The 13,188-nt window shown below is 67.7% G+C and carries 9 protein-coding genes and 1 pseudogene; 4 read left to right on the top strand and 6 right to left on the bottom strand.

Annotated features, from left to right (window positions below; all coding sequences use genetic code 11):
- The first annotated feature begins 18 nt into the window (after positions 1-18).
- Together FHS02_RS18320 and FHS02_RS18315 are read left to right on the top strand one after the other, a co-directional pair.
- Complete coding sequence (locus FHS02_RS18320; protein WP_137315790.1) at positions 19-1,992, top strand: monovalent cation:proton antiporter family protein; 1,974 nt, start codon at positions 19-21, stop codon at positions 1,990-1,992.
- Positions 1,993-2,005: 13 nt separating this feature from the next.
- A pseudogene (locus tag FHS02_RS18315) lies at positions 2,006-2,335 on the top strand (YnfA family protein).
- Between the two features lie 116 nt (positions 2,336-2,451).
- On the opposite strand, the gene FHS02_RS18310 reads toward FHS02_RS18315, so the two are convergent.
- The 3 genes from FHS02_RS18310 to FHS02_RS18300 all read right to left on the bottom strand — a co-directional run bounded on the left by FHS02_RS18310 (position 2,452) and on the right by FHS02_RS18300 (position 6,380).
- Positions 2,452-3,561 carry a GGDEF domain-containing protein gene (locus FHS02_RS18310; protein ID WP_137315789.1) on the bottom strand — a complete coding sequence of 370 codons (1,110 nt, stop codon included), beginning with the start codon at positions 3,559-3,561 and terminating at the stop codon, positions 2,452-2,454.
- An 11-nt stretch (positions 3,562-3,572) separates the two neighbouring features.
- Positions 3,573-4,424: an MOSC domain-containing protein gene (locus FHS02_RS18305; RefSeq protein WP_137315788.1), complete on the bottom strand. Its 852-nt coding sequence runs from the start codon at positions 4,422-4,424 to the stop codon at positions 3,573-3,575.
- A 168-nt stretch (positions 4,425-4,592) separates the two neighbouring features.
- Positions 4,593-6,380 carry an NYN domain-containing protein gene (locus FHS02_RS18300; protein WP_137315787.1) on the bottom strand — a complete coding sequence of 596 codons (1,788 nt, stop codon included), beginning with the start codon at positions 6,378-6,380 and terminating at the stop codon, positions 4,593-4,595.
- A 147-nt stretch (positions 6,381-6,527) separates the two neighbouring features.
- Here FHS02_RS18300 and FHS02_RS18295 point away from each other — a divergent pair, with 147 nt between their 5' ends.
- Positions 6,528-7,097 carry a nuclear transport factor 2 family protein gene (locus tag FHS02_RS18295; RefSeq protein WP_137315786.1) on the top strand — a complete coding sequence of 190 codons (570 nt, stop codon included), beginning with the start codon at positions 6,528-6,530 and terminating at the stop codon, positions 7,095-7,097.
- The gene (locus FHS02_RS18290) at positions 7,098-8,321 is read left to right on the top strand and encodes a glycosyltransferase (RefSeq protein WP_137315785.1); all 1,224 of its coding nucleotides are present in this window, start codon (positions 7,098-7,100) and stop codon (positions 8,319-8,321) included.
- Between the two features lie 16 nt (positions 8,322-8,337).
- On the opposite strand, the gene FHS02_RS18285 is transcribed toward FHS02_RS18290, so the two are convergent.
- The 3 genes from FHS02_RS18285 to FHS02_RS18275 all read right to left on the bottom strand — a co-directional run bounded on the left by FHS02_RS18285 (position 8,338) and on the right by FHS02_RS18275 (position 12,990).
- Positions 8,338-9,030, bottom strand: coding sequence for a Vgb family protein (locus tag FHS02_RS18285; protein ID WP_137317624.1), 693 nt, complete (start codon positions 9,028-9,030; stop codon positions 8,338-8,340).
- A 74-nt stretch (positions 9,031-9,104) separates the two neighbouring features.
- Positions 9,105-10,325, bottom strand: a complete 1,221-nt coding sequence (locus FHS02_RS18280; RefSeq protein WP_137315784.1) for a helix-turn-helix domain-containing protein — start codon at positions 10,323-10,325, stop codon at positions 9,105-9,107.
- 91 nt (positions 10,326-10,416) lie between these two features.
- Positions 10,417-12,990: a beta strand repeat-containing protein gene (locus FHS02_RS18275; protein WP_137315783.1), complete on the bottom strand. Its 2,574-nt coding sequence runs from the start codon at positions 12,988-12,990 to the stop codon at positions 10,417-10,419.
- Between the last annotated feature and the right edge of the window lie 198 nt (positions 12,991-13,188).

Raw genomic sequence — 13,188 nt, 5'->3', positions numbered from 1 at the left:
CATTCCCGGGACACTCCCGTGTTCTCCCCGCTTGAACTGACCCTCCTCCTGCTGGGCAGCGCCGTGCTCGGCGTGGTGGCCTTCCGCATGCTCCACCTGCCGCCGATGCTCGGCTACCTGGCCGTCGGCATCCTGATCGGCCCGAATGCGCTGGGCCTGGCCGAGGAAAGCCATGCCACCCACGCGCTGGCCGAATTCGGCGTGGTCTTCCTGATGTTCTCGATCGGCCTCGAATTCTCGCTGCCGAAACTGAAGTCGATGCGCAGCGACGTGTTCGGCCTGGGCATGGCCCAGGTCGTGCTGACGATCGTGGCGACCATGGCCTTCGGCTGGCTGATCGCCCGCGTGCTGCCTCCGGCCATCCATATCTCCTGGCAGGCCGCGTTCGCGCTGGGCGGTGCCCTGGCCATGTCGTCGACGGCGATCGTCGTCAAGATGCTCACCGAGCGCCTGGAACTGGAATCGGAACACGGCCGCAAGATCATCGGCATCCTGCTGTTCCAGGATATCGCCGTGGTGCCGCTGCTGATCCTGATCCCGGCGCTGGCGAAAGACCCGGACAACCTGCTCGTCACGCTGGGCTGGGCCGCCCTGAAAGCCGTGCTGGTTCTGGTGCTGCTGCTGTTCCTCGGCCAGAAACTGATGCGCGGCTGGTTCACCGTGGTGGTCAAGCGCCGCTCGCAGGAACTGTTCATGCTGAACCTGCTGCTGGTGACGCTGGGCGCGGCCTGGATCACCGAGCGCGCCGGCCTGTCGCTGGCGCTGGGCGCCTTCGTGGCCGGCATGCTGATCTCCGAGACCGAATACCGGCACCAGGTGGAAGAAGACATCAAGCCCTTCCGCGACGTGCTGCTCGGCCTGTTCTTCATCACCATCGGCATGCTGCTCAACGTGCGCGTGGTGCTGGACAACTGGTGGCTCGTACTGGCGCTGCTGGTATTCCCCGTACTGATGAAATTTGCATTGATCGCCGGCCTGGCGAAACTGTTCGGCGCCTCGGACGGCGTGTCGATGCGCAGCGGCCTGGCGCTGGCCCAGGCCGGCGAATTCGGCTTCGTGCTGCTGAACGTGGCCGGCGGGGTGGAACTGGTCGATCCGTTCGTGATCCAGGTGGTGCTGGCGTCGATGGTGCTGTCGATGCTGGCCGCGCCGTTCCTGATCGAGCAGTCGGACCGGCTGGTGCTGAAATTCTCCAGCAACGAATGGATGATGCAATCGCTGAACCTGACGCAGATCGCGGCGCGCACGATGGCCACGCAGCAGCACGTGATCGTGGCCGGCTTCGGCCGCAGCGGCCAGAGCCTGGCCACGCTGCTGCAGGAAGAAGGCATTGCCTACCACGCGCTGGACCTGGATCCCACCCGCGTGCAGGAAGCGCGGTCGGCCGGTGCCAGCGTGTCGTATGGCGATGCGGCGCGGCGCGAAAGCCTGGTGGCGGCCGGCATCTACCGCGCCAGCGCGCTGGTGATCACGTATGCCAGCACGCCATCGGCACTGAAGGTGCTGCACCTGGTGCACGAACTGGCGCCCACGCTGCCGGTGATCGTGCGCAGCCACGACGATTCCGACCTGGACCGCCTGAAGGCGGCCGGCGCCGCCGAGGTGGTGCCGGAACTGATGGAGGGCAGCCTGATGCTGGCCTCGCACGCGCTGGTGATGCTGGGCGTACCGCTGCGCAAGGTGGTTCATCGCGTGCAGGCCGCGCGCGAGGAGCGCTACGCCTCGCTGCGCGGCTACTTCCACGGCATCAGCGACGTGGGCGACGATGCCGAAGCGGCGCGGCTGCATACGGTGACGCTGACGGAGGCATCGAACTGCGTCGGCCGTACCGTGGGCGAGCTCGATGTCGACGGCGCCGAGGTGATGGCCATCCGGCGCGGCCGGGAGCGGCTCGACGCGGGTACCGACATGGTGCTGGAAGCGGGCGACGTGGTCGTCCTGCGCGGCAATGCGCAAGCGGTCGCGCGCGCCGAACAGATCCTGCTGGGATGAGGAAGCAATAGCGATGGAAATGCTGCGCCTGTCGCTGCTGTTCGCCGTCACGGCACTGGCCGAAATCGTCGGCTGCTACCTGCCATGGCTGGTGCTGAAGAACGGCCGCTCCGCCTGGCTGCTGCTGCCGGCGGCCGCTTCGCTGGCCCTGTTTGCCTAGCTGCTCACGCTGCACCCTGCCGCTGCCGGGCGTACCTACGCCGCGTACGGCGGCATGTACATCGCTGTAGCGCTACTGTGGCTGCGCTTCGTCGACGGCATCGCATTGACCCGCTGGGATGCGCTGGGCGCCGCGCTGGCGCTGGGCGGCATGGCCGTCATCGCACTGCAGCCGCGGGCCTGAGGCCTTCGAGCCCGGTGGCGTCATGGCGCCGCCGCGGCTTTGCGCAACACGCCCTCCTGGCCCACCAGAGGGCCAGCGTGACCGCTCCCTGCTTCGCCTGCTCCCCGAAAGGAACATCAATGTGTGGCGTACCGTATCACCCGGTTGCGCCCGCCCGCCTTGGCCTGGTACAGCGCCTCGTCGGCATGGGAGATCAGTTCCCTGGCCGCGACGTCGGCCGCAACATCGCCGCCTCCCTCGGCGCCGGACAGGCAGGCCACGCCGATCGAGCCGGTGATCGACACCTTCACGCCGCCCTCCAGGTCGATCATCGCCGTGGCGATGCCGGCACGGATGCGCTCGGCCACGAAGGCGGCGCTGTCCAGGTCCGCGTCGATCAGCAGCACCACGAATTCCTCGCCGCCAAAGCGGGCCAGCGCGTCCGACAGCCGCAGCTCGCCCTTGATGCGGCTGGCCACTTCGCGCAGCACCTGGTCGCCACCCTGGTGGCCCAGCGTATCGTTGATGCGCTTGAAGTGGTCGATGTCGATGTACATGAACGACAGGTCGTAGGACTGCCGCCGCGCCCGCGCGATCTCTTCCAGCAGGCGCCGGTCCAGGTAGCGGCGGTTGTACACGCCCGTCAGCGAATCGGTCAGGCCGATATACTTCAGCATCTCGTTGCTGATCACGTTTTCCAGGCAGATCGCGATGATCGACGCCATGTGTTCGACGAAGTCCGTGCCCAGGCTGGGCGTGAAGCGGGTGGGATCGGCACTGCCCAGGTTCAGCGTGCCGATCACGCGCCGGTTGCGCAGCAGCGGCACGATGGCCACGCTTTGCAACGGCGGCTCGGCGCGGGGAAAACGGAGCCCGTCGCGCTGTGCGTCGTACGCGCCGAGCAGTGGCTTCGGCTCGCTGTCCAGGCCGAGCTGGCTGGTGCCGGCAACGAACAGCAGGTCCGGGTACGCGGCGAAGTCGACACCCAGCCTTTCCATCACGGTGCGGATGTCGTCACCTTCGTCGACCAGCGACAGCGTCACGCTGTCCAGTTCCGAGATGACGGGCAGCGTACTGAAGATGCTGCCGATCAGCTCGGGAAAGCTGCCGGCCCCCACGATCTCCAGGTCGAACGCCTGGTGCCGCATCATGATGTCGTGGTTGCGTTCGGCCTGCTCCAGCATCCAGGCCATGCGCTCGCGCAGCGCGCGGTTTTCCGCTGCCAGGTCGTCGACGGAATCGGTCATCGGCGGGCGGCTCAAAAGGCCAGTTCCACGTCCACTTCCTGGCCCACGCGCACGGTTTCCCCATCGCCTTCGAGCAGGATGTTGTTCATGCCGAAGCAGATGGCGCCATCGACCTCCGGCTTGGCGCGGTAGCCTTGCAGGATATCGAGCGGATCGGGGCCGAACTCGCCGGTGGCCTGGTCGATCGACGGCATCGGGCAGCGCGGACACGGCTTGACCGGTTTCAGCACCACGCCGCCGGCACGGAACGTGTCGACGTAGTCTTCTTCATACGCGTCGATGCCGTCGACGACGAGGTTCGGCCGGAAGCGGTTCATCGGCAGCGGCGTGCGCCCTGCCCGCGCCAGGCGGCCGTTCAGGTCGCGCAGCGATCCGGCTCCGATCACGAGGATCGGGTAACCGTCGGAGAACAGCGTGGGTGCTTCGATATCGCCGGTCCATTTCGGATTGGCCAGGCGTAATGCGTTCGGGTGGAAGCGCACCAGCCGGCACGCCACGCCAAGGTAGTTGCTGAACCAGGCGGCCGTCAGCGCATCGCAGTCATACGCTTGCAGCGTGTCGTCCCAGACCTGCACGGTCAGCGTCGGTGCCGTGTCGGGGTCGGGCAGGCCGAGCGGGATTTCCAGGCGCAGCATGCCGGGCGCGCGCAGCTCCAGCGTGTCGAGCTTGAGGCGCGGCGCGATCAACGCCATCTTCGGATGCTCGCGCTGGGTCAGGCAGGCCCCGGCGGCATCCACCACCATCCATTCGCGGTCATAGATCTGCTCGGACATCAGGCCGGCGCGCGTGAGCGTCGCCGCTTGCAGCGCGATGCCGCCGCAGGACTTGATCGGGTACAGGGTGATTTCGGACAGGATCGCCATCGACAGCCGCCATGAGTTCTCGTGACGCGCAGTATGGCAGCAAAGCCGGCGGCAGTAAATTACCGTCGGCCCGGGATGGGGGGCCGGAAAAGCAAACTGCCGGCGGCTGCCGGCAGTTCGGGAGGACGATGAAAGCGCCGGCGGATCTGGCGCTTTCACTCAACGAAATCAGCCTTCGGCATCGCCTTCGGGCTTGCTCTTCGGCTTGCGTGGCAGCCTGCTGCGCGACGGCGTCCGCGGCTTCTTGGCGCGCTGCGGTGCTTCGTCTGGCGCCGGCTCGGCCGGCTCGATCGGTGCAGCGCCTGCCTCGGGTGCCGATACCGGCTCCGGCGCTTCCGGTGCGGCAGGTGCCGCTTCCGGCGCGGGCACCGGCTCCGCCGCAGGTTCCGGTTCCGCCGCAGCTTCCGGTTCGGCGCTGGCGACAGCGGCCTTGGCGGCCTTGCTGGACCGCGCGGGCTTTTTCGTCGCCGCCTGCTTGCGAGCGCTGGTACGGCTGCGCTTGGGCGGTGCGGCTTCGGCAGGCTCTTCGGCCGTCGCTTCGGTTTCGGCTTCGTCTTCGGCGTTGGTTTCGGCTTCCGCTTCAGGTGCAGCGACGCTTTCCGCATGCAGTTCGGCAAACGCCCTGGCTGCCTGTTCGGCCGCCGACAGTTGCCCGGCCGCGCGGGCACGGCGCGTTTCCCTGACTTCGCGGGCCATTTCTTCCAGCGCCTGCTCCGCCGAGGCCAGTTCGTTCGCGTAATCGGCGGCGGCCGATTCAAGCGCTACGGCCAGTTCGTCCTCATCCAGCTCGGCCCCTGCGGAGAGTTCCTCGCCCAGGTCTTCCGCCACCTCGCTGCCCGCCTCGTTGGACACCTCATTGTCCGCCTCATTGGACACATCGTCGGTGATTTCGCCGGCGGCATCGTCCGCCTCCTCGCTGGCCCCATCATCCTGCGCCTCGGCATGCGCGCCCCACGGTCCGGGATGAGCGGCGGCTTCGACGGCCTCCGGCGCACCGCCGCGGCGGTTGCGGCCGCCACGGTTGCCGCGGCCACGCCGGCCTTCGCGCTTGTCCTGCGCCTCGGCCGCTTCCGGCGCCGCCACCACCGCTTCGGTCGCCGATTCGGCATCGGCTGCTTCACCGCCCTGCACCAGTGCCGGCGCCGAGCTGCTGCGATAGACGTAGGCGCCGGATTTCTCGTCGCGGCCGAATTCAAGCAGGCCGCGCGCCTTCATTTCTTCCAGCAGGTTGCCGAAGGTGCGGAAGCCGTAATAGGCCTCGTTGAAATCGGGCTTGCGGCGCTTGATCGCTTCCTTCAGTACCGAAGCCCAGATCTTGCCGCTGTCGCCCCGCTCGGCGATCAGCGCATCGAAGGTCTCGTAGGCGATGTCGAGGGCCTCGACACGGCGCCGTTCCGATTCTTCGCGCTTTTTCTTTTCCTCTTCCGGCGAGCGCTTCGGCTGCTGCTGGTCGCGCACGTCCTTGCGCTGGCGGCGGCTCTCGCGCACCAGGTCGTCGTAGAAGATGAATTCGTCGCAGTTGGCCACCAGCAGGTCGGAGGTGGAGTCCTTGACGCCGACACCGATGACCTTCTTGTTGTTTTCGCGCAGTTTCGACACCAGCGGCGAAAAGTCCGAGTCGCCCGAAATGATGACGAAGGTGTTGACATGGGCTTTCGTGTAGCACAGGTCCAGCGCATCGACGACCATGCGGATGTCGGCCGAGTTCTTGCCGGAGATGCGCACGTGGGGGATTTCGATCAGCTCGAAGTTCGCCTCGTGCATCGGACCCTTGAAGCCCTTGTAGCGGTCCCAGTCGCAGTAAGCCTTCTTGACCACGATGCTACCCTTGAGCAGCAGGCGTTCCAGCACGGGCTTGATGTCGAATTTTTCGTAGTTCGCGTCGCGCACGCCGAGTGCGACGTTCTCGAAGTCGCAAAACAGCGCCATGCTGACATTATCGTTGGATGAAGCCATGAGTCTCTTGGGTAGCGGTGGAGCCGCTGATTATACAGGCAGCCTTGAGGCCGGCCGCACGGCTTTCATGCAACGGAATCCGGGCCGGAGTTCGCCAGCGCCGTGCCGCTGAGGTATCCTCGCCGTTTTGCCCGACAGGAGGATTCGATGAGGTCACTGGCCACCACTTTCGCCGCCGCGGCAGCCACTGCGGTGCTGGCCGCCGCGCCCGCGTATGCGCAGCTTCCTGATGCGGCCGAGTTCACCCGGCAGGTCAATGCCTTCGTCGACGGCTGGCACGACGATGCCGCGCATACCCGGCCGGCGTACTTCGACAAGATCGCGCCGAACGGCGTGTACATCGGTACCGACAAGACCGAGGTATGGACCCGCGACCAGTTCAAGGCCTGGGCCAGGCCCTATTTCGACGCGAAGAAGGCCTGGGCCTTTACCGCGCAGAAGCGCAATGTGTATTTCTCGTCCGACCGGCGCTACGTGTGGTTCGACGAGCAGCTGAACACGCAGATGGGCACATGCCAGGCCAGCGGCGTGCTGCGCAACACCGGCAAAGGCTTCCTGATCGAGCATTACCAGCTGTCGCTGGCGGTGCCGAATGCGCTGGTCGACGGCTTCGCGAAGGCGATCGCCGAGTTCGAAAAAGACCGCACCGGCAAGACCAGCGAGAACGGCAACAGCAGGGGCAACGCCGCGGCCGGCGCCAAGGCCAGGGCCGAGTAAATGGCGCGCATCCTCTTCGTTCACCAGAATTTCCCAGGCCAGTTCCGCCACCTGGCGCCCGCGCTGGCGGCCGAAGGCCACGAGGTGGTGGCGCTGGGCATGGCTGAACAGGCCGACCGCCTGCCCGGCGTGCGCTACGTCGTGCACCAGGCGCGCGTGCCGGCGGACACGCGGCAGCAGGCGCCGCAGCTGAGAGACCTGTACGGCAAGGTGCTGCGCGGCGAATCGGCCGCCGCGGCGCTGCACCGCCTCAAGACGGACGGCTTCACGCCCGATATCGTGTTCGCCCACCCCGGCTGGGGCGAGGCGCTGTATGCGAAGGACGTCTTTCCGCGTGCCCGCCTGCTGATCTACGCCGAATACTATTACGGTGCCGAAGGCGGCGATTCGCATTTCGACCCGGAGTTCTCCGGCCCGCCCGACCTGGCCAGCCTGCAGCGCCTGCGGCTGCGCAACACGCACCTGCTGCACGCCATGTCGGTGGCCGATGCCGGCCTGTCGCCAACGGTGTTCCAGGCCGACCGCCATCCCCGCTGGTTTCGCGACCGCATCAGCGTGATCCACGACGGCATCGACACCGGCCGCTTCCGCCCCGACGCGCAGGCATACGTGACGCTGAGCGGTGCCGGCGTGGTGCTGAAGCCGGGCGACGAGGTCGTCACGTTCGTCTCGCGCCACCTGGAACCGTACCGCGGCTACCACATCTTCATGCGCGCGCTGCCCGAGCTACAGCGGCTGCGGCCCAACGCGCGGGTGATCATCGTCGGCGGCGACGGCGTCAGCTACGGCGCCGCCGCGCCGGACGGCAAGTCGTGGAAAACCATTTTTCGCGACGAAGTGATGCCCCGGCTGGACATGCGCCGCGTGCACTTCGTCGGCCGCCTGCCGCATGCGCTGCTGACGCAGCTGATGCAGGTATCGGCCGTTTACACCTACCTCACCTATCCGTTCGTGCTGTCCTGGTCGCTGATGGAGGCGATGAGCACCGGCTGCCTGGTGGTCGGCTCGCGCACCGCGCCGCTGGAAGAGGTGATCCAGCATGGCCGCAACGGCCTGCTGACGGACTTCTTCGACCACGGGGCACTGGCGGCGACGGTCGCCGACGCGCTGGAGCGGCGCGACAGCCTGGCGCACCTGCGCGCGGCCGCGCGGCAGACGATCGTCGACGGCTACGACCTGCACCGCCATTGCCTGCCGGCGCAGAAGCGTTTCGTGCTGGGTTGAGCGGGCGGTTCGCCACCTACGATGCGCTTCCTGGCGTGGCCGCCCCTTTCGGCCGCCGCACGGCGCGCACCTTGCCGCTCGCCCCACCGCCGCAATAGAACAGGTCCGCCCCATCGGATTCGAGCCCGCTCACGCCCACGCCCGGCGGCATGTCGAGCCGCTCGAGGACGGCGCCGCTATGCGGGTCGATATGGCGGATGTCGCTGGCATCGCCCTCCCAGGTGCCATGCCACAGTTCGCCATCGACCCAGGTCACGCCGGTAACGAAGCGGCTGGATTCGATGGTGCGCAGGATCGCGCCGCTTGCCGGATCGATCCGGTGGATCTTGCGGCCGCTGTACTGGCCTACCCACAGGCTGCCCTCGGCCCAGGCCAGGCCCGAGTCGCCGCCGTTGCCGGGTGCGGGAATCGACGCCACGACCGCGCCGCTGGCGGGGTCGATCTTGTCGATCTTCGCCTCGGCGATCTGGTACAGGTAGGTGCCGTCGAACGCCGTGCCGGCGTCGCCCGGCAGGTCCAGCGTGCGTGTCACCGCACCGCTGCGGGGATCGAAGGCGACCAGCCCGGTGCCGGTGGCGGCCCAAACCTGCGTGCCGTCGTGCGTCACGCCATTGATCGCGGGGGTGCCGGGAAACGGGCCGTATTCACGGACGATCTCGGCGGCCCGGCTGCCGGGTTGCAATCCATCGCTGCTCATGGTTTCGCTCATGGTTTCGGTCATGGTGTCGCTCATTGTCGTTGCCTCCGGTTGAGGGCGCCGCGCAGGGGCGCCGTGGAACCACTCTAGCGAATCGGCAGCGCAGCGGGGAGTAACAAGATCGTCGTGAATCCCGTCAGCGGCGGTGCCAGCCAGCGGCGCGCCCGCCCGCCGCCGACGGCGCGTACCTGTCCGCCCGCTTCGAGCCCGGCAAGGGTGCGCTGGACAGTCCTCTGGCTCGCTCCCAGTGCCAGCGCCAGTGCGGAAGTGGACCACGGCGCGCCGTCGGACAGCAGCGCCACGAGCGACGCCCCGTCGCCGTCGATCGGCGGCTCCAGCAAGGCCACGTCGCATCCATCCCCCGGCTGGAGGGCAAAGCCCTGCGCGGTCGCGGCAATGTCCGCCAGCGGCGCAACCACGGCGCGCAGGCGGCCGATCTCGACCCGCAGGCGGGCCCGGTGCGTCTCGTCCGGCCGCCGGATGCGGAAGGCGCGCGCGATCAGTGCTTCCCGGCTGGCGCCGCCGGGCCAGGCTTCGGCAAGCACCCGCGCCAGTGCGAACAGCACCGGACGGCGCGCCAGCGGCCGCCACGTGCCGCCGGCGCCGAGGCCGCGGCGGCAGGCATCGATCACCAGCGTATCCGATGCCAGCAAGGCAGCCACTTCGCCGAGTCGCAGCACTTGCGCATTGCCGGCAGCGGCACAGCGGGCGGCCGGGCGATCGAGCACCGCGCGGGCCTCCTCGACTTCGGCCAGCAGCACGGGTATGCCGGCTTTGGATGCTGCCACCTGCGCCCCATCGAGGGCGGTACGCGCCGCATCGATGCGCAGCGAACGCAGCGCGAGTTCGGCCGCACTCAGCGCGGCAACGGCCGCCAGTGCCGGCGGCAGGCCATGGGTATCGAGCTGCGCCAGCATCGCTTGCGCTTCGGCGAGACGGCCCAGCAGCAACAGGCGGCGCGCCGCGACCAGCCGCGCCTGCAGCGCGTTGGCGTGATCGGCATGGGCATCGAGGGTAGCTGCGGCCAGCGCCAGCGGCCGCGGCGATCCGCCGATATCGCGCATGGCCAGCACCACTTCCGCTTCCGCCACCATGCACCGGGCGCGCGCCACCGCCTCGTGGGAACCGAAACCACGCGCGGCCGCACGCAGCAGGTCGCGCGCACGCGGATGCTCGCCCAGCTGGGCCATGGCGATGCCGCGCAGCGCCAGCGCGGCCGGGTCGCCACGCAGCGCGATGCGGTTCAAGGCACCGAGCGGGTCGCCGGCGGCGAGTGCGCGCGCCGCGGCCGAAATCAGGGAATCCATGACGAGAGGCTACACCATGCGCGACCGGCGGTGCCGGCCCGGCCGCGCCAGGCGTGGCCGGGCCGGGTGCTCACTACGACGTTGCGAAGGTTCAGCCCGGCGATCCCGTTACACCGAAATCGCCGACGGCTGCCGACGCCACGCCGGTCAGCGTGGCGATCTGGGTCAGCTCCGCCGCGCCGACCAGCGCATCGTTGCCGCTGCTGCTGAACAGGTACAGGGCCGTGGTACTGCCGCTGTGCAGCGCGAACAGCGCCGTGTCGCCGTTCGCGTAGGCTGTGGCGGCGCTGCCGATCGTTTTGGCCGCGGTCGTGACGGTCAGGCTGGTGGCGTTCTGCGTGAAGATCACCAGCTCGGCATCGGCAGAGAAGCCGCCGGGCGCGCCGACCACGATGGCGCCGTCGATCGCGGCGTTGCCGTTGCCGACAGCGCGATCGATCATCAGCTTGTCGATGCCCGTGGCGAAATCGGCGATCGTGTCCTTGCCCGTGCCGATGACGAACGTATCCCTGCCCGCGCCACCGGTCAGCTTGTCGTTGGCCGCGCCACCGGCGATGACGTTGTCCAGCGCATTGCCGATGCCCGTGAAGGCACTCTTGCCGGTATAGCGCAATGCTTCGACATTGGCCGACAGCGCATGTTTCGTGGCCGTCGTTTCCACGATGTCATGGCCGCCGTTCGCCGCTTCCACGACCATGTCGCCAGCCGCGTCGACGCTGTAGTAATCGTTGCCGGCGCCGCCATCGAGCGTGTCGCCACCCTTGCCGCCGACCAGGATATCGTTGCCGTCGCCGCCCGCCAGCACGTTCGCGGCCCCGTTGCCGGTCAGCTTGTTGTTGGCGGCGTTGCCGGTCACGTTCACCGCCGAGGTCGAGGTGATCGTGGCGTCTTCGACGTACGCGCCCAGCGTATAGGTCACCTTGGCCTTGATCGCGATGTCGACGGTATCGAAGCCTTCGCCGGCCAGTTCGACGGTCGTGTCGCCGGCATTGTCGACCCGGTAGGTATCGTTCCCCTTGAGGCCCCGCATCCGGTCCGCGCCGGCCAGGCCGTCCATCGTATCGTTGCCATCGGTGCCGGCCAGCGTGTCGTCGGCAAGCGATGCCTTGTTGAAGAAGATCTCGGACATCGTCCTCAAGCCATCGCTGAACTGTACCTGCTCGATGTTCTTCAACGTGATCCGCTGTTCGCCTTTGACGAGCAGGACATCGTTCGCGTTGGGTCGATCTCGGGTGTAGTCGGCAAAGGCGCCGCTCACCACGAACGTATCGGTGCCGGTGCCGCCATCGATCCTGTTGTTGCCGCTGCCGCCGGCGATCACGTTGTCGAGGCTGTTGCCGGTGGCCGTGAAGGCCGAGGTACCCGCGTAGGCCACGTTCTCGACATGGTCGGCAAGCGTGATGCGCGCCTGCGTCGTGACGATGGAATCGGTGCCCTCGCCCGCCTGCTCCGTCACCGTGTCGCCGGTCGCGTCGACATAATAAAGATCGTTGCCGCTGCCGCCGGCCAGCACATCGCTGCCCTTGCCGCCGTCGAGCGTGTCGTTGCCGGCGCCGCCCGCCAGCACATTGGCGCCGGCGTTCCCGGTCAGCGTGTTGGCCAGTGCATTGCCGTCGATGGAAACGCCGAGCTTGCCCTCCACGGCGCTGCCGTTCTCCACGAAACCGGCCAGCTGCCACGCCTTGCCGGCATAGGCCACCTGCGCGGTGTCGATGCCCCCGCCGTCCAGTTCGACCACCACGGTCCCGGCATTGCGGACCACGTAGGTATCGTTGCCCGCACCGCCTGCAAGCGTATCGGCGCCATCGAAGCCGTCCAGCCAATCGCTGCCGGCGGTGCCCTGGATGGTATCGCTGCCGTCGGGTGGCAGTGCGGCCAGGAACTCGGCCAGCGAATAAAAGCTGCCGGCCATGCCGAAGTACTCGACGTTGTGCACCGTCAGCGTTTGCCCGCTGCCACCGCCGGCGTTCTTGGCGGTGAACACCAGGCCGTCCGTGCCGGCGCGGCGGATCGCGTAGCTGTCCCGTGCCGCCATCGCGTACACCGTATCGATACCCGTGCCGCCGTCGAACATGTCATTGCCGGAAGCGGCGGTGACACCGTCGTTTCCCGCGCCGCCGATCATCGTATCGTGGCCGGCGCCGGCGGACAGGCGATCGTCGCCGGACCCGCCTTCAAGCCGGTCATTGCCATTGCCGCTGACGAGGGAATTTGCCAGCGCATTGCCAATGCCGGTGAACGATCCGGCACCGGCATACTGCAATGCCTCCACGTTGGCCGACAGCGTGAACCGGCTCGCCGTGCAATGTACGGTGTCGATCCCGCCACCGGTCACCTCCTGGACGACATCGCCGGTGGAGTCGGCGTGATACTCGTCGTCGCCCAGCCCGCCCTGCATCGTATCGTTGCCCGCGGCACCATCGAGCGTGTCGCTGCCGTTGGTACCGCCGAGAACGTCGTCGCGGACGGTACCGGCAATACGCAGCACAGCGCCCGGCGCGTCGATGCCGTATAGGACCCCGCCCGTTTCATGCGATGCAGCAGCCGCGGCACCGCCCCATCGAATCGCGTAACTGTCGACATTCTCCAGGCCTGCCGCCATGTCATCCAGTTTCGCCATGTTCAGTTTCGCCACGTTCAGTTTTGCCACGTTCAGTTTTGCCATGTCCACTTTCCTTTCGTTAACGCTGAGTCTGTTTCGGGAAGGGAGAGCGTACTTGCGCGGCTTGCCGGGGACGATGGCCTGGAACAACCAGTCGGACTGAACCAATCTGCACGGCGCGAAAAAAACCGTGCCGGAAGCGGCTGTTGCCACACCCCTTGCTACCGCGCCCTGTGCGGCATGCCAACCTAAGTAGTTTCC

Source organism: Pseudoduganella umbonata (genome assembly GCF_014192225.1).
Taxonomy (GTDB): Bacteria; Pseudomonadota; Gammaproteobacteria; order Burkholderiales; family Burkholderiaceae_D; genus Rugamonas; species Rugamonas umbonata.
This window is presented reverse-complemented; position numbering and strand designations above follow the sequence as displayed.

What these genes read in the sequence shown, in the direction of transcription:
- FHS02_RS18285 (WP_137317624.1), bottom strand. Translation starts at nt 9,030, where the DNA reads ATGAGCGAAACCATGAGCAGCGATGGATTGCAACCCGGCAGCCGGGCC.
- FHS02_RS18280 (WP_137315784.1), bottom strand. Translation starts at nt 10,325, where the DNA reads ATGGATTCCCTGATTTCGGCCGCGGCGCGCGCACTCGCCGCCGGCGAC.
- FHS02_RS18310 (WP_137315789.1), bottom strand. Translation starts at nt 3,561, where the DNA reads ATGACCGATTCCGTCGACGACCTGGCAGCGGAAAACCGCGCGCTGCGC.
- FHS02_RS18305 (WP_137315788.1), bottom strand. Translation starts at nt 4,424, where the DNA reads ATGGCGATCCTGTCCGAAATCACCCTGTACCCGATCAAGTCCTGCGGC.
- FHS02_RS18290 (WP_137315785.1), top strand. Translation starts at nt 7,098, where the DNA reads ATGGCGCGCATCCTCTTCGTTCACCAGAATTTCCCAGGCCAGTTCCGC.
- FHS02_RS18300 (WP_137315787.1), bottom strand. Translation starts at nt 6,380, where the DNA reads ATGGCTTCATCCAACGATAATGTCAGCATGGCGCTGTTTTGCGACTTC.
- FHS02_RS18275 (WP_137315783.1), bottom strand. Translation starts at nt 12,990, where the DNA reads ATGGCAAAACTGAACGTGGCAAAACTGAACGTGGCGAAACTGAACATG.
- FHS02_RS18295 (WP_137315786.1), top strand. Translation starts at nt 6,528, where the DNA reads ATGAGGTCACTGGCCACCACTTTCGCCGCCGCGGCAGCCACTGCGGTG.